Origin of the sequence: Bartonella sp. CL434QHHD (assembly GCF_042195145.1) — a bacterium.
Lineage (GTDB): Bacteria > Pseudomonadota > Alphaproteobacteria > Rhizobiales > Rhizobiaceae > Bartonella.
Genome location: NZ_JBHINT010000012.1, coordinates 24,924 through 50,539, shown reverse-complemented (window position 1 = coordinate 50,539; position 25,616 = coordinate 24,924). Strand labels below are relative to the sequence as shown.

General features: G+C 38.6%; 20 protein-coding genes and 1 other RNA gene. 9 read left to right on the top strand and 12 right to left on the bottom strand.

The features are described 5' to 3' along the window. Window positions 1–60 precede the first annotated feature (60 nt). From ftsZ to ligA, 5 genes are all read left to right on the top strand, one after another. Window positions 61–1,833, top strand: coding sequence for a cell division protein FtsZ (gene ftsZ / locus ACFILN_RS02355; RefSeq protein WP_375631175.1), 1,773 nt, complete (start codon window positions 61–63; stop codon window positions 1,831–1,833). 216 nt (window positions 1,834–2,049) lie between these two features. Next, complete coding sequence (gene lpxC, locus ACFILN_RS02350; RefSeq protein ID WP_375631204.1) at window positions 2,050–2,934, top strand: UDP-3-O-acyl-N-acetylglucosamine deacetylase; 885 nt, start codon at window positions 2,050–2,052, stop codon at window positions 2,932–2,934. Between the two features lie 160 nt (window positions 2,935–3,094). Continuing rightward, window positions 3,095–3,988 carry an outer membrane protein assembly factor BamD gene (locus ACFILN_RS02345; RefSeq protein WP_273790773.1) on the top strand — a complete coding sequence of 298 codons (894 nt, stop codon included), beginning with the start codon at window positions 3,095–3,097 and terminating at the stop codon, window positions 3,986–3,988. A gap of 6 nt (window positions 3,989–3,994) precedes the next feature. After that, window positions 3,995–5,656 carry a DNA repair protein RecN gene (recN, locus tag ACFILN_RS02340; protein WP_375631174.1) on the top strand — a complete coding sequence of 554 codons (1,662 nt, stop codon included), beginning with the start codon at window positions 3,995–3,997 and terminating at the stop codon, window positions 5,654–5,656. Window positions 5,657–5,768: 112 nt separating this feature from the next. Beyond that, window positions 5,769–7,928, top strand: a complete 2,160-nt coding sequence (gene ligA / locus ACFILN_RS02335; RefSeq protein ID WP_375637655.1) for an NAD-dependent DNA ligase LigA — start codon at window positions 5,769–5,771, stop codon at window positions 7,926–7,928. Between the two features lie 395 nt (window positions 7,929–8,323). Here the strand turns inward: ligA and ACFILN_RS02330 are convergent, their stop codons facing one another. The 4 genes from ACFILN_RS02330 to ACFILN_RS02315 all read right to left on the bottom strand — a co-directional run bounded on the left by ACFILN_RS02330 (window position 8,324) and on the right by ACFILN_RS02315 (window position 13,247). Continuing rightward, on the bottom strand, window positions 8,324–9,019 hold the full coding sequence (locus ACFILN_RS02330) for a hypothetical protein (protein WP_375654486.1): 696 nt from the start codon (window positions 9,017–9,019) through the stop codon (window positions 8,324–8,326). Between the two features lie 901 nt (window positions 9,020–9,920). Further along, window positions 9,921–11,747: an aminopeptidase P family protein gene (locus ACFILN_RS02325; RefSeq protein WP_375670778.1), complete on the bottom strand. Its 1,827-nt coding sequence runs from the start codon at window positions 11,745–11,747 to the stop codon at window positions 9,921–9,923. Window positions 11,748–11,769: 22 nt separating this feature from the next. After that, window positions 11,770–12,639 (bottom strand): 50S ribosomal protein L11 methyltransferase, encoded by an 870-nt coding sequence (locus tag ACFILN_RS02320; protein ID WP_375670776.1) that lies wholly within the window; start codon window positions 12,637–12,639, stop codon window positions 11,770–11,772. Window positions 12,640–12,665: 26 nt separating this feature from the next. Next, window positions 12,666–13,247 carry an SCO family protein gene (locus ACFILN_RS02315; protein WP_273790767.1) on the bottom strand — a complete coding sequence of 194 codons (582 nt, stop codon included), beginning with the start codon at window positions 13,245–13,247 and terminating at the stop codon, window positions 12,666–12,668. A gap of 135 nt (window positions 13,248–13,382) precedes the next feature. On the opposite strand from ACFILN_RS02315, the gene ACFILN_RS02310 reads away from it, so the two are divergent. After that, window positions 13,383–14,012, top strand: a complete 630-nt coding sequence (locus ACFILN_RS02310; RefSeq protein ID WP_375643457.1) for a DapH/DapD/GlmU-related protein — start codon at window positions 13,383–13,385, stop codon at window positions 14,010–14,012. A 56-nt stretch (window positions 14,013–14,068) separates the two neighbouring features. Here ACFILN_RS02310 and ACFILN_RS02305 read toward each other — a convergent pair whose 3' ends face one another. The 5 genes from ACFILN_RS02305 to ssrA all read right to left on the bottom strand — a co-directional run bounded on the left by ACFILN_RS02305 (window position 14,069) and on the right by ssrA (window position 18,068). Next, window positions 14,069–16,408, bottom strand: coding sequence for an ATP-dependent helicase (locus ACFILN_RS02305; protein WP_375670775.1), 2,340 nt, complete (start codon window positions 16,406–16,408; stop codon window positions 14,069–14,071). Window positions 16,409–16,527: 119 nt separating this feature from the next. Further along, window positions 16,528–16,779 (bottom strand): ribbon-helix-helix domain-containing protein, encoded by a 252-nt coding sequence (locus ACFILN_RS02300; protein ID WP_273790764.1) that lies wholly within the window; start codon window positions 16,777–16,779, stop codon window positions 16,528–16,530. 10 nt (window positions 16,780–16,789) lie between these two features. Further along, a complete protein-coding gene (locus ACFILN_RS02295) occupies window positions 16,790–16,972 on the bottom strand; it encodes a DUF4169 family protein (protein WP_273790763.1) in 183 nt (60 codons plus the stop codon). 8 nt (window positions 16,973–16,980) lie between these two features. Further along, a complete protein-coding gene (locus ACFILN_RS02290) occupies window positions 16,981–17,532 on the bottom strand; it encodes an SspB family protein (RefSeq protein ID WP_273790762.1) in 552 nt (183 codons plus the stop codon). Between the two features lie 179 nt (window positions 17,533–17,711). After that, window positions 17,712–18,068: a transfer-messenger RNA gene (gene ssrA / locus ACFILN_RS02285) on the bottom strand. 97 nt (window positions 18,069–18,165) lie between these two features. On the opposite strand from ssrA, the gene ACFILN_RS02280 reads away from it, so the two are divergent. Further along, complete coding sequence (locus ACFILN_RS02280; protein WP_273790761.1) at window positions 18,166–18,471, top strand: DUF2853 family protein; 306 nt, start codon at window positions 18,166–18,168, stop codon at window positions 18,469–18,471. 68 nt (window positions 18,472–18,539) lie between these two features. Here ACFILN_RS02280 and ACFILN_RS02275 read toward each other — a convergent pair whose 3' ends face one another. From ACFILN_RS02275 to ACFILN_RS02265, 3 genes are all read right to left on the bottom strand, one after another. Beyond that, complete coding sequence (locus tag ACFILN_RS02275) at window positions 18,540–19,847, bottom strand: MFS transporter (RefSeq protein ID WP_273790760.1); 1,308 nt, start codon at window positions 19,845–19,847, stop codon at window positions 18,540–18,542. Window positions 19,848–20,502: 655 nt separating this feature from the next. Beyond that, entirely contained in the window at window positions 20,503–21,813 is a 1,311-nt protein-coding gene (locus tag ACFILN_RS02270) for an MFS family transporter (protein WP_375658197.1), read from the bottom strand. A gap of 960 nt (window positions 21,814–22,773) precedes the next feature. Continuing rightward, the gene (locus tag ACFILN_RS02265; RefSeq protein ID WP_375643461.1) at window positions 22,774–24,081 is read right to left on the bottom strand and encodes an MFS family transporter; all 1,308 of its coding nucleotides are present in this window, start codon (window positions 24,079–24,081) and stop codon (window positions 22,774–22,776) included. A gap of 213 nt (window positions 24,082–24,294) precedes the next feature. Here ACFILN_RS02265 and ACFILN_RS02260 point away from each other — a divergent pair, with 213 nt between their 5' ends. Together ACFILN_RS02260 and ACFILN_RS02255 are read left to right on the top strand one after the other, a co-directional pair. Beyond that, window positions 24,295–25,089 carry a thymidylate synthase gene (locus ACFILN_RS02260; RefSeq protein WP_375663622.1) on the top strand — a complete coding sequence of 265 codons (795 nt, stop codon included), beginning with the start codon at window positions 24,295–24,297 and terminating at the stop codon, window positions 25,087–25,089. Beyond that, a complete protein-coding gene (locus ACFILN_RS02255; protein WP_273790757.1) occupies window positions 25,086–25,595 on the top strand; it encodes a dihydrofolate reductase in 510 nt (169 codons plus the stop codon). The genes ACFILN_RS02260 and ACFILN_RS02255 overlap by 4 nt, the downstream gene beginning before the upstream one ends. The last annotated feature ends 21 nt before the right edge of the window (window positions 25,596–25,616 follow it).

The following is a 25,616-nucleotide window of genomic DNA, read 5'->3' as shown; positions in this document are numbered from 1 at the left end:
AGTCTAGTTGGATAAATTTCATCGCTTTGGCTTGCGGTGTCTTATGAGAAGGAAAAGAAAATGACGATTAATCTGCATCGGCCAGATATCGCGGAATTGAAGCCACGCATTACCGTTTTTGGTGTTGGAGGTGGTGGCGGGAATGCCGTGAATAATATGATAAATGCTGGTCTTCAGGGAGTTGACTTTGTTGTTGCAAATACGGATGCACAGGCTTTGGCTATGTCAAAGGCTGAACGTGTTATCCAACTTGGGGCAGCTGTGACAGAAGGTTTGGGTGCTGGGGCTTTGCCGGAAGTTGGACAAGCGGCAGCAGAGGAATGTATTGATGAAATTATTGATCATCTTGCAGACTCTCATATGGTTTTCATTACTGCTGGTATGGGGGGAGGAACTGGAACAGGAGCTGCTCCCGTTGTTGCTCGCGCAGCGCGTGAAAAAGGTATTTTGACTGTTGGTGTTGTGACAAAGCCGTTTCAGTTTGAAGGCGCACGTCGTATGAAAACGGCAGAGGCTGGTATTGAAGAATTACAAAAGTCTGTCGATACATTGATTGTTATACCCAATCAAAATCTTTTCCGTATTGCAAATGATAAGACAACGTTTGCTGATGCTTTTGCTATGGCTGACCAAGTGCTTTATTCTGGTGTTGCTTCCATTACGGATTTGATGATTAAAGAGGGTTTAATTAACCTTGATTTTGCTGATGTTCGTTCTGTTATGCACGAAATGGGGCGAGCCATGATGGGAACGGGTGAGGCATCTGGTGATGGGCGTGCTTTGGCTGCGGCTGAAGCTGCTATTGCAAACCCACTGTTGGATGATACCTCTATGCGTGGGGCGCGTGGTTTACTGATTTCTATTACAGGTGGTCGTGATATGACTCTCTTTGAGGTTGATGAAGCTGCTAATCGTATTCGTGAAGAAGTGGATGCTGATGCGAATGTGATCTTTGGCGCTATTGATGATGAGTCATTGGAAGGTGTTATTCGTGTTTCTGTGGTTGCCACCGGTATTGATCGTGAAGTTAGTGATGTTGTTCAGTCCTCTCATCCTCAGATTCAAAGACCTGCTTCTTCAATACGCAAGAGCGATCCTGGAACGTCACACAGTTCTTTTCATGTTCAGTCATCGCCTCTGCGTTCTGAGTCAATGGTAGAAGTAATCGAATCACTTGAAATAGAGAAGGGTAAATCAACCGGAGAACAGTTCCGTCCCAAAAGTCAAATTTTTGCACAACCTGCAGAAGCAATGACGACACGAAGTGCCACGAATGCTGTTGCGTATGGTTCAAATGCTGTTCAGGAACAGAGATCCAATGTGCCTCGTATGCAAGTAAGCCGTGGTTCTCAACAGGCGATGACGGCTCCTGTGAGTATGGAGGCAACAGCACATGTTCTTGATGAGATGACAGGGGTTGTGAAGCAAAAAGAAAAGCCAGTGCAACCAAAACAAATGCAACAAATGCAAGCGCGCGCTCCAATGCGTATGCCTGAGTTAAAGGATTTTCCTCCTGTTGCTCATGGACAAAGTCAAAGAACATTTGTGACTGATCAAGGTCCTCGTAATCTTTGGCAGCGTTTGAAACAGAGCTTGACACATCGTGAAGAAGCTGAGCCAGAAGCGAGGCTGGAGCCTGCTGTTAGATCATCTCAGCAGAAAGAGTCTCATGTTTACAATAAAAATTCTCAGGCGCTTTCTCAAGATGCTTCTGTGTATGTTCCACGTCGTTCTGGTGAGCTGCACCCTCAGGTACCACAAGATCAACGTACTTTTATAAGTGAAGAAGATCAGTTGGAAATACCAGCATTTTTACGTCGTCAGGCAAATTAATTGATGAAAAGTGAGATAAAGTAAGAAAAATTATTATTTCTTTAATGATCAGTCAAAAATTATACAGTAAAATATATTGCTGTTTTTTGGATAAAATACTTTGTTTTAAAAAAAACCGCTTATTATAAGCGGTTTTTTTTTATTATTTACTATGAATATTCTTTATAATTTTATAAATTTTGTTAAAAGATGTACAAGCAATTTAATAAAATGATTATGATGAATTTAGTACCAAAATATCAGTCTACTCTTAAAAAAGCAGTAACATTTAAGGGGATTGGCGTTCACAGTGGCTGTTTGTCAGTGGTAAAGGTTTGTCCAGCGGATGTTGGGTGTGGTATTGTTTTTAAGCGTTGTGGATTAGACGGAACAGAGAAAATATTTCAAGCTCATGCATCGCAAACAGGAGAAACTGAATTATCAACAGTACTTGGAGATGGAGATGTAAGGGTTGAAACAATTGAACATTTGATGGCAGCAATTGCTGCTTATAATTTGGATAATCTTGTTATTGAAGTGTCACATAATGAGATTCCTATTTTGGATGGTTCAGCGTGGCTATATTGCCAAGCTTTTGAAGATGTTGGTATTGTACAGCAAAATGCGTTGCGTTCTTATTTCATTATAAAAAAGCCGGTGCGAGTTGAAGGATCTCATGGTGTTGCAGAGCTTTTGCCATTCGATGGACGTCGTTTTGATATAACGATCTCTTTTCCTTCTTCTGCTATTGGTAAGCAACATTTCAGTTTTGATCTTACCACACGAGGGTTTAGGGATGATTTGTCACGTGCGCGCACTTTTGGTTTTATCAAAGACGTGGAAGAATTAAGGCTTTCTGGGAAGGCGAGAGGTGCTTCTTTGGAAAATTCTCTTGTTATCGACCTTAATGATAAAATTTTAAATCCCGATGGTCCTTATTGGGAGAATGAATGTGTTCGGCACAAGATGCTTGATGCGATTGGTGATACTGCTTTGCTGGGAGCACCTTTTATTGGATTATTTCGTTCTTATTGTAGTGGGCATAGAATTAATGCGCAATTGGTGAAAGCTGTTTTGGCAGACGAATCATATTACCAAAAAAGCTTTTTAGAGAAAGAGTAAAAGAAAATTGACAAGATTTTTTTATCGTTTATTTGATTTTTAAGGGGATGATTGACCTAAACTGCTAAATTGGTTATGTGGATTTTAAAGTGATATGGTATAAAAACTTTAATAAATTGTTTTTGCTACAAGGTGATATTCTCTGGAGGCCGGAAAAACTATGAAAAAATCTCATGTGTGCATTGGAAATATGACATATAGAAAATCTAACATTGTACGCAAGATATTGGGGGTGGTACTTTTAGGAAGCACCTGTATGTTAGCGGGATGTCTCTTTAAAGAGAAAAAAACCCTTGATCCATCTGCTTATGTTTTGAAAATAGAGCCACCAGATGTTCTCTATAATCAGGCGCTTGCTAGCCTTGAAAGTGGGCGGCTTGGGGATGCATCGAAGAAGTTTTTGAAGATTGAAAAACAGTACGCTTATACAGACTGGGGGCGTAAATCTTTGGTCATGGGTGCTTTTACTAATTATCGACTCGGAAAGTATGATGATTCAATTAGTATGGCTCAACGCTATATTACTCTTTATCCAGGGTCGACTGACTCGGCTTATGCGTATTATATTATTGGTCTTTCTTCTTTCCGTCGGATTCCTGATGTTACACGTGATCAACGTGATACGAAACGTGCTATTGCTGCTATGCAGCTTCTTATAGAGCGTTATCCTAATTCTGAGTATGTCAAGGATGCTAAGGATAAAATCCGTTTTGGTCGCGAACAGCTGGCTGGTAAAGAAATGCAGATTGGCCGTTATTATGAAGAGGGGCGGCGTTACCTTGCGGCAAGTAGACGGTTTCGTACCGTGGTTGAAGAGTATTCTGATACAAATCAAATTGAAGAAGCGCTTTTCCGCTTGACTGAGGTTAATCTTGCTCTCGGCTTAACGGCGGAAGCACAGACGGCAGCAGCTATTTTAGGACGTAATTATCCCAAAAGTGAGTGGTATAAATTTTCTTATAATCTCTTGCAGAAGAATAAAATATCGCCACGTGAGCATAAATCTTCTTGGATCTCAAATGCTTTAGGTGGTGATAAGAAGAGGGTACGTTGATTCTCTATGTTGGTACAGCTTTCGATTCATAATATTGTTTTGATCGAAACGCTTGATATTCATTTTACGGCGGGGTTGACGGTTTTAACTGGAGAAACAGGTGCGGGGAAGTCTATTCTCCTTGATGCTTTATCACTTGCTCTAGGGGGGCGGGGTGATGCTTCGCTTGTGCGTCATGGTGCTGACCGCGGGCAGGTCACAGCTGTTTTTGATGTGTCTGTTTCACATCCTGCACGTCAACTTATTCGTGAGAATGGTCTTGATGATGAGGGTGATATTATTTTACGACGTGTGCAATCAAGTGATGGACGTAGCCGTGTTTTTATCAATGATCAGGTTTCTAGTGTTGCATTGATGCGGAGTGTTGGCCGTTTGCTGGTTGAAATCCATGGACAACATGATGATCGTGCGCTTGTTGATGTTGCTACACATCGCCAATTATTAGATGCCTTTGGTGGTCTTGAAGATGAAGTGGAAAATTTGCGTCAGTGTTATCACTCATGGCGTGAATTTGAGGAGCGTTTGCAACGGCAGCGTCTTAAAGTAGAGAGTGCCGTACGTGAGGTTGATTATCTTCGTGCGTGTGTAGAAGAGCTTGAAAAGCTTGATTTTAAAGTTGGTGAAGAGGAAGCTCTTTCTCTTCGTCGTGCTGATATGCTTAAATTAGAAAAAATAGCGACAGATATTAAAGAAGCGGATGATCTTTTAACGGGTCAAAAATCACCAATCCCAGTACTTTCTAATTTGGTGAGGCGTTTGGAGCGGAAAATTCCTGAGGCGCAAGAACTTATTGTACCAGTGGTGAAATCTATTGATGAGGCATTGCATGCACTTGCAACAGCACAAGAAGGTATTGAGACGGCAATACGAGCATTAGATTTTGAACCTGATGAATTGGAACGGATAGAAGAGCGTCTTTTTTCTCTTCGGGGTTTTGCTCGTAAATATCAAGTTTCAGCGGATGAATTGATTCAGTTACGCGATAAAATGGATGCAGAACTCGCTGATTTTGAAGAGGCTCAGACTATATTGACACGCTTTGAAGATGAGGCAAGACAAGCACAAAAAAAATATGATATGTTAGCGCAAGCGTTGTCAATAAAACGTCAAGAGGTTGCAAAGAACTTGTCTGAAAGCGTGATGACTGAGCTACCGGCATTGAAATTAGAGAGGGCTGAATTTATTGTTGAAATGCAAAGTGATATGGAAAAGCGGAGTGCAGAGGGATGTGATCGTGTTGAATATTGGGTACGAACAAATCCTGGCACACGGGCCGGTCCCATGCTTAGTGTGGCTTCTGGCGGTGAATTATCTCGTTTTTTGCTGGCATTAAAAGTTGTTTTATCTGATCGAGGATCAGCACCGACGCTGATTTTTGATGAAATTGATACAGGCGTTGGGGGGGCTGTTGCAGCGGCTATTGGGCAACGGTTGCAATGCTTATCAGAACATGTCCAAGTTTTCGCTATTACGCATGCTCCACAGGTTGCATCGAAAGCGCATGGTCATTTTCTTATTTCAAAAATTGAGAGTCATGATAAAGGACGCTTTGTTACTGCGATTCATAAAATGGAAGAGCATGAGCGTGCAGAAGAAATTGCCCGTATGTTGGCTGGAGAACAGATTACTGAAGAAGCGCGTGCAGCGGCTCAAAAGCTTCTAGCATAAAGGTAATTAGTCAGCGATAAAAATACTGGAAAGCTTGTATTTATTGAGATTCACTTGATGAGGATGCGTGTGGAAATCCTTGTGGCAGTGCTTGTAATTTGGAATAGATTTTATGAACAAAGATGCAGATAAAAATCTCACAGCTGTTGAAGCAGAACGTGAATTAGAGTGGTTGGCAAAAGAAATTGCACGTCATGATGTGCTTTATAATCGTGATGATCAGCCTGAAATTTCTGATGCAGAATATGATGCTTTGCGCCGCCGTAATGCAGAAATTGAAGCTCTTTTTCCAGAGCTTATACGTATTGATTCTCCTTCACATAAAATTGGGGCACCAATTTCTGAAAAGTTTGAAAAATCTGTTCATGCACAGCCTATGCTTTCACTTGATAATGCGTTTAGCTCTGAAGATGTTAGTGAATTTGTTGAGCGTATTCGTCGTTTTTTACGGCTTCCAGAAACACAAGTGTTGGAAATAACAGCGGAGCCAAAAATTGATGGTTTATCTTTGTCTTTACGCTACGAAAAGGGGCGGCTTGTGCGTGCGGCAACGCGTGGGGATGGAACTGTCGGTGAAAATGTGACGGCAAATGCCCGAACAATTGCTGATATTCCACAAGTTTTACAAAGTGATTTTCCTGATATCATTGAGGTTCGCGGTGAAGTTTATATGGGGCGGGAAGATTTCCAAGCACTGAATATCAGCCAACAAGAGAAGGGAAAGTTAACTTTTGCCAATCCTCGAAATGCGGCGGCTGGTTCACTCCGTCAGCTTGATTCACGGATAACCGCTAGCAGAAAACTTCAATTTTTTGCTTATGCTTGTGGTGAGGTGAGTGAAATATTGGCAGAAAGTCAAATGGAGATGATGAAAAAGCTAAAAGAATATGGCTTTGTTATCAATCCATTAACAAAAGTCTTTAAGACAGTAAAAGAAATTATTTCGTATTATCACGATATCGAAGAATGCCGTCATTCTTTAAGCTATGATATTGATGGCATTGTTTATAAGGTTAATGATTTGATGCTCCAAAAGCGTTTGGGGTTTGTTTCTCGTTCGCCGCGTTGGGCTATCGCCCATAAATTTCCAGCAGAAAAAGCGATAGCGCTTTTGGAAGATATTGACATTCAAGTTGGTCGCACGGGAGCTTTGACACCTGTTGCACGTCTTACGCCTATTACTGTTGGTGGAGTGGTGGTGACCAATGCTAGTTTGCATAATGAGGATTATATTAAGGGAATTGGTCATAAAGGAGAGCCCATTCGTGAAGGACGTGATATCCGTGTAGGCGATAGCGTGATTGTACAACGTGCTGGTGATGTGATCCCTCAAGTTATTGATGTTATCATTGAAAAACGCCCGAAAGATGCTGCTGTTTTTATTTTTCCTCATTTGTGCCCAGCTTGTGGGAGTCATGCTGTTCGTGAAGTGGGAGAAGCCGTGCGTCGCTGTACAGGGGGGCTTATTTGTCCGGCACAAGCGATTGAACGTATTCGTCATTTTGTTTCACGCAATGCTTTTGATATTGAGGGCTTGGGTAAAAAACAAGTGGAGTTCTTTTTCCATGTTCAAGATGAAGCGCTTTGTATTCATACACCAGCCGATATTTTTACGTTACAACGGCGCCAAGAAAAATCTTTGATACGTTTGGAAAATATGGAAGGTTTTGGTACTGTTTCAGTGCGGAAATTGTATGATGCCATTAATGCGCGCCGAGAAATTCCTTTGAGCCGTTTTTTGTTTGCATTAGGGATTCGTCATGTTGGCGAAGTGAATGCACGCCGCCTTGCACGTGCTTATAAAAATTATACAGCTTTTGAGACCGCGGCTATGGAAGCACTTATGCCATGTGATAAGAAAAATGAAGAAGGAAATGAGGCTTGGATGGAGCTTACCAATATCGAAGGAATTGGACCACAGGTAGGGAGCGCAATTGTTGATTTTTATCAAGAAGCGCATAACCGTGAGATTTTATCTGTTTTGCTTGAAGAAGTAACACCTCTTGATGAAGAGCCTATCATAGCAGATTCTTCACCAATAGCGGAGAAGATCATTGTTTTTACAGGAACTTTGTCGCATATGTCACGCGATGAAGCAAAAGCATTGGCAGAGCGATTAGGGGCTAAAACATCTGGTTCACTTTCTAAAAAAACAGATCTTCTTGTTGCAGGACCTGGAGCGGGCTCCAAATTGGCTAAAGCTGAAGAATTAGGTGTTGAGGTTATCGATGAAGAGGTTTGGCTACAGCTGATTGAGAAACATAATATTTAAAGGGTGTTTCCCAGAAGATCGTATACTGTTGATATGATTATCTTTCTTACATTTTTTGGGGGGATGAAATCAAAAAGGGGATAATAGGAGCTGTTTTTTGCAAAAATAGAGCGCCATATACTTTGATATTTATTAAGTTATTAAAATAATTAACGTTGAACTTAAATATTAAACTTAAACTATTATGATGAAGAATATGCAAGGTTATTATTAGTAAAAGATATAAATTATTACTGTGAAGAAAGGTAAAATTTTTGAACAAATATGTAGAATTTAATCCAAAATGCCGTAATAGAAATGTAACGCGGAAGATTACAAAATATAATAAAACATTCCGCTATAAATGAATAAGGGATATAAATGCGAGTTGTTTATTATGTTGAATTTATAAAAGATTACTGGTACCTATACTTATCAGGCATTATTAGATGGTACACTTGTCCAATTTCATTACAAAATTTCGGATATTCGCTAATGCGTCTAGCAGCATAATTTTTTTCCTGACTTCCTTCATCTCTCTCAAATTTCTCAGCATAGGAAATTTCGTTTATTAGAGCTAGTATTTGGATTGAGAATATTTCAGAATTAAATATCATTCGTGCGTATCTAAACATTGGATCTGTCGAGTTCATGACCAAATTTTTTGCCCAAATGAAATCGTTTTCTTTCCAATTATATTGAGAACGTAGCTTATGTATGTAGGTAGGTAGGGATAATGCTGGAAATTTTTTATTGTACTCTCCCTGTAATAAGTCCACAAGGCATGCACACCAAACAACTTTCGCATGGATAAGATTTATATTTTCAGGAATTAGTACTACCATCCCAGGGCTTAGAACATGATATACACCATAACTCTTATTATCCAGATATTTTTTTGCAATTTCTAGGCGCTCTTCGTATATATTATCAGGATATTGTGTCTTTACGTACTCTTCGTATAATTTATCGTATTGATTTGGAGTAATGACTTGATTTTCAGAAAATAAAGCAATAGGAATTCGCTTAAATTTAGTAATTTCCTTCAATACAGAAGGCCCAATATAGCATCCAAATAATAATATTACGGAACAAAATAAAATTATACGCATTAGGATAGTCACTTTATTTCTAAAATACTGGATAAGGAAAGGATATAGATTACTAAGATCTGTGCTTAAGATTTTGTTAACTAACAAGCTATAAGACACACGTTTTATTGTGTATTTTTCAGAGCATTTGTAAAACTCTGTAGAGAGTTTGAATCTTCTTTATTTACGTGACTGTTTTTGTGTTATCTAGTTTTTCATATCCTCTGTTATTGTTGTTAATTTTTAGCTGAATAACACATTCAGGTCAAAACACATGCCTCCATATATGTTGTTTTTATACTGTGTAGTTGGAAACTATCTATATTGTGGGTAACTTTTTTTCAACAGTAAGTAATAGTCTAGAAAATAATATTTTACTGTTAACTATGCAAATAAATAAAAAACTTTAACGCTGATGTTATCAGTATGCTCCTTCTTTTAATTCTAACTTAATTTTATTTCATAGCAGATTCTATTTTATTGTAGCAATATGTATTATAATGAATTACAACTATTGAAAATGATTCAAGAATTAAAATAATATAAATTATCATTGTGAAGCAAACAAAAAGGTAAAATTTATTCGAATAAATATGCAGAATTTTTGAATCCAAACAGCGTAATAAGCTGGTTATAATAGGTGTTTTAGAAATACGATGCGAAGGATTACAAAATATAACGAGAGTTTCCATATAAAGAAACTAGGGATATGGTAGTGTCTAGATGGTAATACCCAAAATAAGCATTATCACGTGCAGGCGTATCTCACTCTGCTTCACCTAGGTCAGTGTTTGACATATCAGAAAAAACGTGAAGTATCTTGTAGAAATATTTTTTGTATTTCCTGACGCAAGTACATATTTTTCTCTAAAAAAGACGGTGCTGTTTTTGTAGAAAGGGTAAAAGTTATAGGTTGCTTGATTTAAAGGGGCATTGTTGCTTCTTTTGCCCATTTTTTATCTTCTTCATTTAAGTAAGGTGCATTCATCTGATAAACGCGCGCATGGTAATCATTGAGCCATTGCCGTTCTTCTTGTGTCAAAAGCTCTGGAAGGATTAACCGTCGATCAATGGGGCAATGTGTGAGTGTCTCAAACGAGAGCATTTCTATATCTCCACCATCAATTTTTTGTGCTGGCTTTACTATCATCAAATTTTCAAGACGGATACCAAAAGCACCTTCGCGATAATATCCTGGTTCGTTTGAAAGAATCATACCGGAGATGAGTTCTTGGCATCCTTTGCGAGAAATATTTTGCGGTCCTTCATGGACAGAAAGATAAGATCCAACACCATGACCGGTGCCATGGGCATAATCAAAACCAGCTTTCCACAATGCAATGCGTGCTAGAATATCAATGTCTTGTCCACGGGTTCTTTTGGGAAAGCAAGCAGTTGAAAGAGTAATCATGCCCTTGAGAACAAGAGTGAAACAGCGTTTTTCTTCTTCTCCAATATTCCCAATTGCTACTGTACGTGTGACATCTGTCGTTCCATCACGATATTGGCCACCTGAATCAACAAGATAAAGTTCACCAGCATTGAGTTGTTTATTTGTTTGTGTTGTTACACGATAATGAATAATGGCGCCATTTTCTCCTGCTGCTGAAATTGTATCAAAAGAAAGATCTTTAAGTTTTTCTCCCATTTCGTTTGCTGTATTTATGCGAAATTCTTCTAATTTTTGAGCAGCAGAAATTTCACTTATTGACCCTAGTATTTGTTTATCTAACCAAGAAAAAAAACGGGTTAGGGCAACACCATCGCGTAGATGCGCTTTGCGTGCGCCATTGAGTTCTGTGTCATTTTTAATGGCACGTGGTAGAGCAGCAGGATCGGTAAGTGTGATAAAAGAGCTATTTTTTTCTTCAATAACAGTTCGTAATTTTTCGCATGTTAGCTGTGGATCTAAGGCAAACACGGTCCCTTTTTGAACATACTCTTTGATCTTGGGAATAAGCTGTTCTGGTTCATATAATTTTGCATAACGTTCCAGATATTGTTTCTGTTCTACACCAAGTTTTTTGCTGTCAATGAATAAGGCTGGTGTTTCGTTAAGTGGAATGAGAGCAAAACAAAGGGAAAAAGGCGTGTTGGAAACATCATTGCCCCGTATATTGAATGTCCATGCAATGGAAGAGGGGTCTGTAAAAATAAAAGCATTTGCATGAGTTTGCTGTATATCTTTGTAAATCAAAGCGAGTTTTTCATCTGTATCGCACCCAGCATATTTGAGAGGGTGAATTGATAAGGCAGATTGTGGTAACTTTGGTTGATTATGCCAGAGCAAATCAATGGGATTATGTTGAACTTCTACAAGTTTTCCACCTGCTTTCATTTCTAATGCGTTTCTCAATGCATCGGTGGCAGCAATCGTGTGGAGCCATGGATCAAAGCCAATAGAAAGTTTTTGACCATTTTTTTCAAGCCATTGTGAGGGAGGACAAGTTATGAGATCTTCATAATTAAAAATATCAGGATCAGTTTGTTGGCGAACTTGGAGCTTATATCGCCCATCTGTAAATATGATGGCTTTGTTTTTTAAAATCAGTGCAATCCCAGCTGATCCAGTAAAGCCGGTTAACCAGCTAAGGCGTTGAGCATGAGGGGGGACATATTCTCCTTGATGCTCATCGCACCGCGGAACAAGAAAACCATCGAGTCCAAGGTGATCGAGTTCTTTACGAAGGCAAGAAATGCGTTCTGCTGCATAAGCAGGATTTGTTGTCGCCTCAAAAGATTGATACATAACGACGTCCTTTTCTTTTATTTTATTTCAGATGTATCGTAACCCATCCTTGCCGGTGGTATGTTTCGATATGCTTCATTCCTTGTTTTATATAAGTCTCCAAAACATGGGCATGTTGTTCTTCAAGAATTCCAGAGAGTATAAGTGATCCCCCTTTTTGAAGTGCCTTTACCACTTCTTGCGCAAGTTCAATAAGCGGATTAGCAAGGATATTGGCAACGATGAGATCAAAAGGGGTTCGTGATGCAATTGCATCATGGGCAAAATCTATTGCTGTAATAGCTGTAATATATTCCTTGACACCATTGAATTCGATATTGTGTTGTGCAACTTGAACAGCAATTGGGTCAATATCGGATGCAAGCACAGGAATTGGTTTGAGCATTGCTATGCCAATGGCTAGTACACCGCTCCCAGTACCAAGATCAAGGGCATTTTTTGGATTTTCGTGTTTCATGACTTTGGCAATCATTTCTAAACAACCGGCTGTTGTTCCATGATGTCCGGTGCCAAAAGCTTGATTAGCTTCAATTTCAATAGGGAGAACATTTGCTGGAATGGCGTTTCGGTTGTGACTTCCATGAAGGAAAAAAGGACCAGCTTGCACAGGTTTTAGTCCTTCTAGGCTTTTTTGTACCCAATCAATGTTGGGTAAAACTTCCATATTAATTTTCTCAAAATCTATAGAAAGGATTTGAGCAAAACGTTTCAATGCGTTCTCTTGATTGTCTTGATCGACATATAGAGAAAGCTCATATACAGCATTTTGTTCATCTATCTCTGTGAGAGCAAGAGGATACCCTTCTTCGTCAAAGGCTGTTTCTATAAGGGTATAGAACCGTTCTGCTTCATTTTTAGAAGCAGTATAATAGAGGCGAATTTGTTGCGACATGCTGTTCTTTCTTTTGATCGGTTTTTTTAGTTTAAGATGAGTTTTTTTAACCGTTCAATGGCGATTTCATCTTTTAATTCGCTATCGCTTTCTTTCGTGTCATAACGGATAACGCCAGCTAATTTTCCACCTTTTTTGAGTAAAAAAATTGCTGCTGTATGGTTATATGTATAGTTTCCATCTGTTTCAGGGACTTTTTCAGCAACGATGTTGAAAGAATTGACCATTTTATGAACTTTTTCAGGATCTCCGCTGATGCCAACAATTTTATTGTTAAAATTACTGAGATAATCATGGAGTACTTTTGGTGTGTCTCGTTCAGGATCAACAGTCACAAACCATATACCTAATTTATCAGCTTCAGGCCCAAGGGCTGTAAGCCATCGATCAAGATTCATCAGTGTGGTAGGGCAGCTTTCAGGACACATAGTGAAGCCGAAAAAAATTATTGAAGGCTTGCTTCGAACATCAGCCTCAGTAATATTTTTTCCATTAGAATCAGTGAGAGTAAAGTTATCACCTAAAGGCTTATTTGTCAGCGTATCATAAATAAAAACACCTGCAAGAAATATGATTGTCAGCCCCAAGATGCGTATTACATTTTTCATAGTTTGACTCTCTTAAATAGATCGAGAAATTGTAACATCGGCAGGTTTGTTTTGCAATGTGTGTTTCATGGTTGATTTTATTGGCTTGATTGGTATGTCTTTCCATATCTATGATGAAACATTGGTGAAAGATGCATGAATATTGAGAACGATCTTCGGTTTCATGAAAGTGAGCCTCGTATCCATACGACGGCACGGCTGCATGGTTGTAAATTAGGGCGCTATGTGGAAATTAATGAGCGGGTGATTTTACGGGATGTAACCGTTGGAGATTTTTCTTATTTAGAACGTAATAGTGAGGCTATTTATAGCGATATTGGGCGTTTTTGTTCTATTGCATCTCATGTACGGATGAATGCGTTGGAGCATCCTATGGAGCGCGTTTCAACGCATAAAATAACCTATCGTCCAAACGAATATTTTCGTTATATGGCATTAGATAGTGGTTTTCGTGAAAGGCGTTGTGCAAAACGTGTTATTATTGGGCATGATGTGTGGATTGGATATGGTGCGGTTATTATGCCTGGGGTGACTATTGGTCATGGCGCTATCATTGGCGCGAACGCTGTTATAACGAAAGATGTTTTGCCTTATACGATTGTCGTTGGGGTGCCTGCTAAACGGTTGCGGATGCGTTTTCCCAATAATGTGATAGAATGCCTTTTAGATATGGCTTGGTGGGATTGGCCGCTTGATAAAATTCACAACGCATTGCCTGATATGCAAAATTTGCCCATTGAAGCCTTTGTTCGTAAATGGAAATGACATTCAGAATAAAATAAAGTGGTTTCTTGAAAAAACTGATCGTGGTTTACTTGTAATTAAGCTTTGTTTACAAAATTGTCTAGTACACGCTTTTCTCCGGCTTTTTCGAACATTATTGTCAATTTATGATCGTCTATTGCTGTAATATGACCATAACCAAATTTTATGTGAAAAATCCGATCATTGACAGAAAAATCTGATGGTGCATGAGAGATTGATTGAGAGATAACGTTCCCTTCAATATTCTTGTTTTTTTGTGCACGCTTTTGTCTTGCTGTTGCATAGTCAGTATAAAAGGAATCGTGATGTTGAAAGGAAGATTTTCCATAACCACCATAGGATGTTTCCATTTCTACAACTTCTATATGTTCTGCTGGTAATTCATCTAGAAAACGGGAGGGAAGAGCAGGTTGCCAAAGTCCATGAATTCTTCGATTAGATACAAACCATATATGCAAATGTTTTTTTGCTCTTGTTAGACCTACGTAAGCAAGGCGCCGTTCTTCTTCTAATCCTGAACGTCCACCTTCATCTAATGAGCGTTGGTGGGGAAAGAGTCCTTCTTCCCAACCTGGAAGAAAAACTGTTTCAAATTCAAGTCCTTTGGCTGAATGAAGTGTCATGATGTTGACTGCATCCATATTTTCATTATTTTCCGTTTCCATAACGAGTGCAACATGTTCCAAAAAACTTTGAAGATTTTCAAATTGTTCCATGGAACGAATCATTTCTTTAAGATTTTCTAGTCTTGTAGGAGCCTCTGGTGAGCGATCTTCTAACCACATGGTTGTATAACCAGAATCATCAAGGACGATCTCGGCAAGTTCTCTATGAGGAGTGTCTTGAAGCATATTTTGCCAGCGGCGGAAGCTTTCAATGAGGCTTCGTAACGCACTGCGCGCCTTAGGCTTTAATTCATCTGTTTCAATGATGTCAGCGGCAGCAGAAAAGAGAGGAACAGCACGTGCACGTGCACTCTCATAAAGAATGCGCAGGGTTGCATCTCCTATGCCGCGTTTTGGTGTATTAATAACACGCTCAAAAGCTAAATCATCAGTAGGTTGGACAACAACGCGTAAATAAGCCATGGCATCACGTATTTCCATTCGCTCATAAAAACGAGGACCACCAATGACGCGATAATTAAGGCCAAGTGTTACAAAGCGATCTTCAAATTCACGCATTTGAAATGATGCGCGTACCAATATAGCCATATGATTTAATGCATGACCGGTTTGTTGTGCGCGTTCGATTTCTTCTCCGATTGCTCGTGCTTCTTCTGCCGAATCCCATGCTGAATGAATTTTTACCTTTTCTTCCTCACTCTTTATTTGAGCAGAAAAAAGGACTTTTCCCAGCCTTTCTTCATTATGAGCAATGAGATGGGAGGCGGTTTTGAGAATATGGGATGTTGAGCGATAATTGCGTTCTAGACGAATAATTTTAGCAGAAGGAAAATCTTTTTCAAAACGTAATATGTTTTCGACTTTTGCACCACGCCATCCATAAATGGATTGATCATCATCGCCAACACAACAAAGATTAACATGTTGACCTTGAGGATGTTGGGCCAAAAGGCGAAGCCAAAGATATTGTGCTGTATTTGTATCTTGATATTCATCGACAAGAATATAACGAAACTGAGAATGATATTCGCGAAGAATATCTGGATTATGTTGGAAGATAGAGATAGAATGAAGTAGAAGGTCACCAAAATCACAAGCATTAAGATCTTTTAATCGATTTTGATAATTGTGATAAAGTTCACGTCCCATGCCGTTACCAAAGGAATGAGCATCACTTTTTGAGATATGTTTTGGTGAAAGTCCTTGATTTTTCCAAGAATCAATCATCATGGCAAGGTTTCGTGCGGGCCAACGCTTATCGTCTAATCCTTCAGCTTGAATAAGCTGTTTTAAAAGTCGAAGAACATCATCGCTATCGAGAATTGTAAAGTTTCTTTTTAAATCAACAAGCTCTGCGTGACGGCGTAAAATTTTAGCGCCAGTGGAATGAAAGGTTCCAAGCCAAGGCATACCTTCAACAACTTCTCCAATAAGTTCACCAATACGTATTTTCATTTCACGTGCTGCTTTGTTGGTGAAAGTGACAGCAAGTACTTGCTGAGGAGAGGCAAGTCCAGAGCGTAAAATGTGAGAAATACGCGTTGTTAAAACGCGCGTTTTTCCTGTACCAGCACCTGCAAGAACTAAAAGAGGTCCCTCAGTATTCATAACAGCTTGTTGCTGTTCTGGATTGAGTTGTTCTAAATAATCTGTGTTATATGATTTTTGTTCTTTTAGAGTATGGGAGAAAAAACCAGAGCTCTTCTTATCATGGTCTGGAGGGGAATCTTCTTCAAAGAAAGGTATGGTGTGATCAGAAAAATTACTCATTATCTCTCTTTTGTAGTCTTTTTTTTATTGAAGTTCTAGATTAAAAAAACTTCTCTTAAAAAGTCACAACAGTTTCAGTTGAACAGACAGAAAGAGAACGTAAAAAATAAGCACAAACATTAAAGGCGTTGGGTGAGAACGCTTTGAAGGGCATAAACGCGTAACGAAGCCGAAAGATTTACTTGTTGTGGTCTTTTGCTATCAATATCGGTGATAATAAAGGCTAAAGATTGTCCTTTTTGGCGGGCTATATCTTTTAGAATATCTAAAAATGGTGGTTCTAAAGAGACGCTTGTTGCGTGTCCATCAACGCGAACAGATATCTTTCGTGGAATGACTTTTGACCAATCGATAGAATTATTTTCGTGCATTTTTCCACCTTTATTCGTCGTTTCGTAAACGATTTTGATCAAGAAATTTTTGCGTTTTTAAAGATTTTTGTTGCTCAAAATTTTTTTCAGTTTTTGTTCGTCCAAAACGATAACGATTTTGCTCAGCACGAAGAGATTTTTCTGTACGTTTTTTTTGTTTTCGAAATTGGCGAAGATTAATCAATTCAGTCATGAGAAAAATTATTTTTTCCGAAAGGAATCTAAAGATACAACATCAGCACTTTGACTTTGTTTTGCATCGTTATTTGAAGGTTCTTTGTTTGTACTGAGACTTTGTTCTTTTGTAAGCGTATTTTCTATTTTTTGTTTGTTTGATAAGGTAATGGGCGTAGTTGAGGTATTTTCTGAATTTTCACTTTCTCCAGAGGTCAGATTTGAGGGCAGATCAAATGCTGCTTCAAATGCTGCTACAGGATCATAAAAGACCTGAATGGAAGTAAAAGGAATCACGAGCTTTTCGGTTATTTCCCTGAAAGAGAGGGTTACTTCGAAAGCTGTTTCTGAAACACTGAGATCTCTAAATTGATGTTGTAAGACGATTGTCATTTGCTCGGGATAGCGATTTTTTAGCCGAGGAGAAATTTTAACGCCTGGGGCATTTGTCAAAAAAGTTATAAAAAAATGATGATTTCCCGGAAGACCTGCTTTGGCAACTTCCGATAAAACTTTACGGATAACTCCACGAAGCGCATCCTGAACGAGAATATCGTAACGGATTTGATCTTTAACCATCGAAGTTTATTCCTTTTATTTCACGTAGCAGAATGGGGCGTATTGATATTGTGTGACAGAATATATTTTAAATTAGCAGATTTTTTCTACGATGCACCTCAATAAATCGAATAAATACGAAACTCTATGGTAAATAATGTCTGATAACGTCTGAAAGATCAATCAACAACATTTAAAAAAGTGAAGGCTTCTGTTGCCAGGTGCCTCCGAACCCCGCTTAAACCTGCGACGGTTTAAGGCTCAAATTGAAACATTCACACCACCTTAAGCGGCGAGACGTGCTTCCGCATAGTTGTCATTTGCAACTACTCATTTAGCCCGATAACGGTGGTACAATGCCGAGTAAAAGAGCGATCTTTACACCCTTGTCGATCCTATTTCGCCCCCACCAAAATATAACTTTGGTTTCTTATATTTTGGTGGAGGCGCCGGGTACCGCCCCCGGGTCCAATAGGTTTATTTCACCGTCCATTTATTACCATAGCTGGTAAACCAGCCCTCTAAATATAGATGAAGAACAGTCTTAGGAAAAGGGGGGGTTGTTAATATTTTTAATCCTCTAATTATTTATGGAGCTATATGATGCGGCTGTAAAGTATAGTCCGCTCATTTTTGGAGAGGAGATGATGCAAAATGACAAATAATTTAGCAGATATTAAACTATATGATTCAAATCCCGATGAAGCAGCAGTAGAACGACTTAGCCGTCGTTTAGCTTTGGTGATGAAAAAGCAGGATGCAGCGCTTGTTGCTACATCGGATCCAAAAGAGTTAGAACGTGTTGAAAAATGGGTTCAAGATGTTTTAGAAGCAGATGAGAAGAGTGCTAAAATGGCTGTTTCAAAAGTGGCTGAGATGATGTCTGGAGAGCGTAGAAAAAGTCGACTGACTTTTTATTATCTAGTTGCTAAGCACCTTAATGCACTTCATAAAATTTAAACAATATTAAATTTGTGATAATGATAAAAAAAGCCCAATTTCTTGGGCTTTTTCGTTGATAAAAAGGGTTAATGTTTTTCATCCTCTTGGAGGTAGCCTCCTTTACGCATACTCGGGACAAAGAGAAGAGCAATGAATGCCATGATCATCACGACGGTTATATAAAAATAAAAGAGTGATTCATGACCGTACTTTTTTAATCCAAGCGCGACGTATTCAGCAGAACCACCAAATAAGGCGTTGCCAATGGCATGAGAGATGCTAACGCCTAATGCGCGTATTGAAGAGGGAAACATTGCTGATTTGACGACACCAGAGATGGATGTATACATGCTCATAATGAAGAGCAAGCCAATAATGACGGAAAAGGCAACCCATATACTATGCGTATTACCGATTATCCAGAGTCCAGGAAATGTAAAGATGACAGAGAGTATACTCCAAATGATAAGTAAAGTTTTTGTTCCAATTTTATCGGCTATGATACCAGCTATGGGTTGGAATAGGATGAAAATAAATAGTACAGCTGTCATAATCGTTGTTGCGGTATGTTTATCAAAGCCGGTGGTTGTGATTAGATATTTTTGCATATAAGTCGTAAAGGTGTAAAATGTGAGTGATCCTCCTGATGCAAAGCATGCAATTACGACAACGGCTTTTGTATGCTTGGTGAGAAGTTCCTTAAGACTGCCAGAGTGTTTGTGAGAGCGGCTTTCTTTCGTGGTTGTTTCGTGGAGAGAACGACGCAGATAAATCGCAATCACTGCCCCGAAACCACCAATCACAAAAGGAATGCGCCATCCCCATGCTTTTAACTGATCTTCAGAGAGATAAGATGCTAGAATAAATATAATGAAGCTGGCAAGAAGTTGACCTGTAATAAGGGTGGCTGATTGGAAAGAAGCAAAAAGCCCACGATGTTTTTTGAGAGCAACTTCGCTCATATAAGTGGCTGCTGTACCATATTCACCACCCGCTGAAAGTCCTTGCATCATTCGAGCTAAAAGTAAAAGGATTGCTGATGTTATTCCTAAGGTTTCATAGGTGGGAAGTATGGCGATGAAAAAAGAGCCACCACACATCATAAAAATGGATATAAGCATCGAGCGTTTACGTCCATAACGATCGGCGACAAATCCTAAAAACCAAGCTCCAATAGGGCGCATAAGAAAGCCAATAAAAAACACACCCGCGGTTTTTAACAGTGGCGTAATCGTATCACCATCGGAGGGAAAGAATTGTGATGCAAAATAAATTGATGCAAATGAGTAAACGTAAAAATCATACCATTCTACGAGATTTCCTGATGCGCTTGCTATAATAGCAAAAACACGTTTTCTTGCATCCTGTGATGCTGAAGTTGTTTCATTTTTCATGAATTGTTCCCCTTTTGGATTTATATTTTATATTTTCTAAACATAATTGTTTATGATTTCCAGAAAAATTCAATTGTATTATAATAATTTCTTAGGGAAACTCTTTAAGATGATTTATTAGAGTTATGTTGTCATTCGTTTTAAGATTTTTACTTGTGTTATAGAATAAAAAGTTATCACGTTGCATTTAAAGGGAGAGAACATTGAAAAGTAGATCAAGATACCTTTAAACTTTATGAGAAGAATGCAATTATTGGCATACCGGAAGATTATAGAAGAGATGGTCTTTATGAGCAGAAAGCCCAAAAACTGAAGACATTTCATAAAGCTTAAATAATGTAAAAGGGGATTTTTGTGTCCTTGCTTATCTTGTTGTATCACCACACATCATTATTTAGGAGGGGGAGGTAAGGCTCAGATAAGGTTTTCCGTATGAGGTATTTTTCAGATATCATGATAAATATTTAGGGTAGGGCTTGCCTATAGAATCTTATCAAGTAAATTACATAAAGAGGGCAGTAACTATAGACAATTTAAGAGAAACTGAGTTGTTTGTAAGACGAATGCGGGGCAGAATTTTCGTTCTTTGTTAGGATGGAGAGGAGATAAAAAAAAAGCCCAATTTCTTGGGCTTTTTTTGATCCAGAAAATAAGTTTAATGAAGTCTATCGTCTTTATCGAGATATCCTCCTTTATCTATATCGGGCATAAGAAGAATAGAGATGAGTGCAATGACCATCATACCAACTATGTAAAAAAAGAAAACAGATTCGTATCCCATATTTTTTAATCCAAGCGCTACATATTCGGCAGAACCGCCAAAGAGTGCGTTGCCAATGGCAAAAGCAAATCCAACACCAATTGCTCGGATTGAAGCAGGGAACAATTCTGCTTTTATGATACCAGCAATGGACGTATAAAAACTCATAACACAGAGTATTCCAATAATAATTAAGAGTGCTGTCCATGGATTATGGGCATTACCGATCATTTTAAGTACAGGGATAGTGCAGATAATGGATAATAGCCCCCAACTAATGAGTGAAGCTCTTGCTCCAATTTTATCGGCTAGGGAACCAAAAAGGGGTTGGAGTAGCACAAAAATAAAGAGGGCGGCAGTCATTATCGTTGTTGCGGTTTGTTTATCAAAGCCGGTGGTGGTGATCAGATATTTTTGCATATAAGTAGTGTATGTATAAAATGTGAGTGATCCACCAGCTGTAAAGCCAACAACCAAAAAGAAAGCTTTTTTATGATTGCGAAAAAGTTCTCGAAGACTACCAGCATGTTTTTCAGAGCGGCTTTTGTGGGTTGTTGTTTCATGGAGCAAACTACGCAGATAAATTGCAACGATTGCTCCAAAGCCACCAATCACAAAAGGAATACGCCATCCCCACGCTTTTAACTGATCTTCAGTAAGGTAAAGGGCTAAAATAAATATTATAAAACTTGCGAGAAGTTGACCTGAGATCGTTGTTGCATATTGAAAAGAAGCAAAGAGCCCGCGACGATTTTTGGGTGCAACTTCGCTCATATAAGTTGCTGCTGTACCATATTCACCTCCAACGGAAAGTCCTTGAAACATACGGACAAAAAGGAGAAGGAATGCTGCTGCTATTCCCAAGGTTTTATAAGTGGGAAGTATGGCAATGAGAAAAGAGCCACCACACATCATAAAAACAGAAATAAGCATTGAGCGTTTACGTCCATAACGATCCGCAATGAATCCAAAGAGCCATGCTCCAATTGGACGCATAAGAAAGCCAATAAAAAAGATTCCTGCTGTTTTTAACAGTTGTGTAACGATATCTTCATCTTCAGGAAAAAATTGTGAGGCAAAATAAACCGATGCAAAGGAGTAAGCATAGAAGTCGTACCATTCTACCAGATTTCCTGATGCGCTGGACATGATAGCAAAAATACGTTTCCTTGTATCATGTGGGTCTAAAGTTGTTTGATTATTCATGAAGTATTCCCCTTTTAGATTTATAACTTTTCTTCTTTTTAAAGCTATTTACGATGTGCATTATAAAAACGCCATTGTACCATGATAATTTTTCAGGGAAACATAAAGATTTTTTCTAGAGCTATCAGTGCTGTTTTGGGCTTATGGTGTTGTTATATTGCGTAAATTATGCGCTTTTTACTATCCTTAAGGAAATATTATTTTTTGTTTGATTGTGAATTATTTGCATATGCAGAGTGCTTATGAAGATATGATACTCTTTAGTTTATATGCTTGATGTTGTTTCGTAAAATGATGTTATTGACTATTGCATGCGAGGTTGGTGTATCAGTTAAAATACTTTTTAGGAATGATCTTAAGTGTTAAGGGGGAGTACAATATTAAGAGTTCCTCAATAGTATAATGATAGCGGCTTGCACTTTTATTAAGTGTAAAGAGAGTGATGCCCATGTTTATACTTTACGGGGCTTTTACGTTATGTCATTCACGGGTGTCGTTGTGAAATGGAGTTGGGTGCATTGAGAAATGTTTCTCAAAAAAGTGTGCGAATTCATAATATAATGGTATTTTCTATTTTTCATGAAAGGATTTGTTTTGCATGAGGGGGGTACTATTAAGAACGTATTAAACAAAATCATGAGTGTAATCTTTATTATTGATAAAATTTCTTGAAAGATAATCACTTTTCTTCAACGTTGAGTGGGAATGGGAATATTAAAATAAATCAAAAGTTTTTTATCTTCAGTGAATTAAATTCAGCAAAAGAAGTATTTATTACATAATAATATGAAGCCATTTGTTTTTATAAGCGGCGTGTGTAGGAGGGAACATTGCTTCTTTAGGAGTGTTTGAAGGGATAAAAAACTGTGAGCTTTAAACTTCTATTGGAAAGAATATAAAAAAGCCCAGAATACTGGGCTTTGCTTTTTTATTGAAACCCTTGTTTGTTAACATTAAAGGTTAATGAATATCGTCTCCTTGTAAATACCCTTTTTTGCGAGCATCTGGCATTAAGAGAACAGCAATGAATGCAATAATCATCATGCCGGTTATATAAAAATAGAAGACAGATTCATATCCAAGATCTTTTAATCCAAGCGCGACATATTCAGCAGAACCGCCAAACAGTGCGTTGGCAATAGCATAAGAGAGCCCAACTCCTATCGCTCGTACTGAAGCGGGAAACATTTCTGATTTTACAATGCCAGAGATAGATGTATAAAAGCTCATAATGCAGAGCATTCCAGTAATGACTGATAAAGCAATCCATGTACTATCAGTATTACCAATCATATTAAGTCCAGGAATGGTAAAGATAATAGATAAGACACTCCAAATAAGGAGAGAAGTTCTTGTTCCAATTTTATCTGCGAGAGAACCAAAGAGGGGTTGGAGTAACATGAAAACAAAGAGTGCAGCAGTCATTATAGTTGTGGCTGTATGTTTATCAAAGCCGGTGGTTGTGATCAGATATTTCTGCATGTAAGTCGTATAGGTGTAAAATGTGAGCGATCCTCCAGCGGTAAAGCCGATAACTAGAAAAAAAGCTTTTCGGTGGTTGCTCAGAAGTCCCCTAATACTACCAGCTTGTGCACTAGAACGACTTTCTTTGGTCGTTGTCTCATGGAGTGTGCGGCGTAGATAAATCGCAACAATTGCGCCGCATCCACCAATAGCAAATGGAATACGCCAGCCCCACGCTTTTAGCTGATCTTCGGTGAGATAAAGCGCTAAAATGAATATAACGAGACTGGCTAGAAGTTGACCACCAATCAGTGTGGTATATTGGAAAGAGCTAAAAAATCCGCGGCGATTTTTGAGGGCGATTTCGCTCATATAAGTTGCTGTTGTACCATATTCACCACCGACAGAAAGCCCCTGAAGCATTCTGAGTAAAAGTAAAAGAATTCCTGCTGCCACTCCAATGGTTTCATAGGTAGGAAGTAGGGCGATTAAGAACGAACCACCACACATCATAAAAACAGAGATAAGCATTGAGCGTTTGCGTCCGTAACGATCGGCAATGAAGCCAAAAAGCCATCCGCCGATTGGGCGCATAAGAAAACCAATAGCAAAGACACCAGCCGCTTTTAAAAGTTGCGTAACGACATTGCCATCTGAGGGAAAGAATTGTGATGCAAAGTAAATGGATGTAAAGGAATAAACATAAAAGTCATACCATTCTACTAGATTACCTGATGCACTGGACACGATAGCCCAGATACGTTTTCTTGTATCATGTGGTTTTAAAGCTTCTTGTTTTTCCATAGTCGATCCCTTTATTTGATGTTTATCCATCTTTGTTCATTTATGTCATTTTCTTAGAAGCTGTCTATAGTATTTTATCTTTTGCATCAAAAATTTAGTCAGATCATGATAATTTCTTGTGTAAGATGTTTTTGGAAAAAGATTTGAATTATGTTTGTACGGATTTTACAGTTTTTATTTTCTATAATGAGAAGAATCGGACATAATAGCCCTATGAAGTCATATCTTGCTCTTTTATCTCATGTTTTAAATCAGGGTATTGATCGGACAGATCGAACGGGTGTTGGCACGCGATCTATCTTTGGGTATCAGATGCGCTTTGATTTACAAGCAGGATTTCCGTTGTTGACAACAAAGAAGCTACACTTACGTTCAATTATTTATGAGCTTTTGTGGTTTCTTAAAGGCGATACAAATATCGCTTGGTTGAAAGAGCATGGTGTATCGATTTGGGACGAATGGGCTGATGAAAAGGGAAATCTTGGTCCTGTTTATGGTTATCAGTGGCGTTCTTGGCCTGCTCCTGATGGACGCCATATTGATCAAATTAACAATCTTTTAACGATGATTAAGGAAACGCCAGATTCTCGTCGCTTGATTGTATCAGCTTGGAATCCTGCATTAATAGAGGAAATGGCGTTACCTCCGTGTCATTGTCTTTTTCAATTTTACATTGCGGAGGGTAAATTATCTTGTCAACTTTATCAGCGTTCGGCGGATATTTTCTTAGGTATTCCATTCAATATTGCATCCTACGCATTGCTAACGATGATGATTGCGCAAGTAAGCGGTCTTAAAGTAGGCGATTTTATTCATACTCTGGGAGATGCTCATCTTTATTCTAATCATTTTGAACAGGCAAAATATCAATTGTCTCGTATACCAAATGCTTTGCCATGTATGCGCATAAATCCAGCGGTAACAGATCTTTTTTCTTTTCAATTTGAGGATTTTGAGTTGTTTAATTATGAAGCACAACCTCATATTAAAGCGCCGGTAGCAATATGACGATTTCCATTTGTTTAATTGCTGCTGTTGCAGAAAATGGTGTTATCGGTCGTGAAGGTGCAATGCCGTGGCATTTATCGACGGATTTGCAACGCTTTAAAGCTTTGACGTTGCGTAAGCCCATTATTATGGGAAGAAAAACTTGGGATTCTATCGGGAGACCTTTATCAGGGCGTACAAATATCGTCATTACGCGTGATTGTACCTTTTGTGCTGAGGGGGCTGTTGTTGCTCACTCTTTATCGCAAGCTTGTTCTCTTGCAACAAGCGTTGCTTCTCAAAATGATGTAGAGGAAATTTTTATTATTGGTGGTGGTGCAATTTTTCAACAAGGGTTGCATATGGCTGATAAAATATTTCTTACAGAAGTTTTAGCTTCTATAGAAGGTGATAGTTTTTTTCCTGTTTTTGATAAAGAAAAGTGGACTATTGTGCAAACACAAGATATTCCAAAAGGGGATAAAGATAGTCATCCGACACGTTTTGTTGTTTATGAGCGGAAATAATTTTTTGTAATATGAAGTGGA

Bases quoted from the DNA above. Each gene is read 5' to 3' on its own strand.
- ftsZ (WP_375631175.1), top strand. From the start codon at position 61: ATGACGATTAATCTGCATCGGCCAGATATCGCGGAATTGAAGCCACGC.
- lpxC (WP_375631204.1), top strand. From the start codon at position 2,050: ATGATGAATTTAGTACCAAAATATCAGTCTACTCTTAAAAAAGCAGTA.
- ACFILN_RS02345 (WP_273790773.1), top strand. From the start codon at position 3,095: ATGAAAAAATCTCATGTGTGCATTGGAAATATGACATATAGAAAATCT.
- recN (WP_375631174.1), top strand. From the start codon at position 3,995: ATGTTGGTACAGCTTTCGATTCATAATATTGTTTTGATCGAAACGCTT.
- ligA (WP_375637655.1), top strand. From the start codon at position 5,769: ATGAACAAAGATGCAGATAAAAATCTCACAGCTGTTGAAGCAGAACGT.
- ACFILN_RS02330 (WP_375654486.1), bottom strand. From the start codon at position 9,019: ATGCGTATAATTTTATTTTGTTCCGTAATATTATTATTTGGATGCTAT.
- ACFILN_RS02325 (WP_375670778.1), bottom strand. From the start codon at position 11,747: ATGTATCAATCTTTTGAGGCGACAACAAATCCTGCTTATGCAGCAGAA.
- ACFILN_RS02320 (WP_375670776.1), bottom strand. From the start codon at position 12,639: ATGTCGCAACAAATTCGCCTCTATTATACTGCTTCTAAAAATGAAGCA.
- ACFILN_RS02315 (WP_273790767.1), bottom strand. From the start codon at position 13,247: ATGAAAAATGTAATACGCATCTTGGGGCTGACAATCATATTTCTTGCA.
- ACFILN_RS02310 (WP_375643457.1), top strand. From the start codon at position 13,383: ATGAATATTGAGAACGATCTTCGGTTTCATGAAAGTGAGCCTCGTATC.
- ACFILN_RS02305 (WP_375670775.1), bottom strand. From the start codon at position 16,408: ATGAGTAATTTTTCTGATCACACCATACCTTTCTTTGAAGAAGATTCC.
- ACFILN_RS02300 (WP_273790764.1), bottom strand. From the start codon at position 16,779: ATGCACGAAAATAATTCTATCGATTGGTCAAAAGTCATTCCACGAAAG.
- ACFILN_RS02295 (WP_273790763.1), bottom strand. From the start codon at position 16,972: ATGACTGAATTGATTAATCTTCGCCAATTTCGAAAACAAAAAAAACGT.
- ACFILN_RS02290 (WP_273790762.1), bottom strand. From the start codon at position 17,532: ATGGTTAAAGATCAAATCCGTTACGATATTCTCGTTCAGGATGCGCTT.
- ACFILN_RS02280 (WP_273790761.1), top strand. From the start codon at position 18,166: ATGACAAATAATTTAGCAGATATTAAACTATATGATTCAAATCCCGAT.
- ACFILN_RS02275 (WP_273790760.1), bottom strand. From the start codon at position 19,847: ATGAAAAATGAAACAACTTCAGCATCACAGGATGCAAGAAAACGTGTT.
- ACFILN_RS02270 (WP_375658197.1), bottom strand. From the start codon at position 21,813: ATGAATAATCAAACAACTTTAGACCCACATGATACAAGGAAACGTATT.
- ACFILN_RS02265 (WP_375643461.1), bottom strand. From the start codon at position 24,081: ATGGAAAAACAAGAAGCTTTAAAACCACATGATACAAGAAAACGTATC.
- ACFILN_RS02260 (WP_375663622.1), top strand. From the start codon at position 24,295: ATGAAGTCATATCTTGCTCTTTTATCTCATGTTTTAAATCAGGGTATT.
- ACFILN_RS02255 (WP_273790757.1), top strand. From the start codon at position 25,086: ATGACGATTTCCATTTGTTTAATTGCTGCTGTTGCAGAAAATGGTGTT.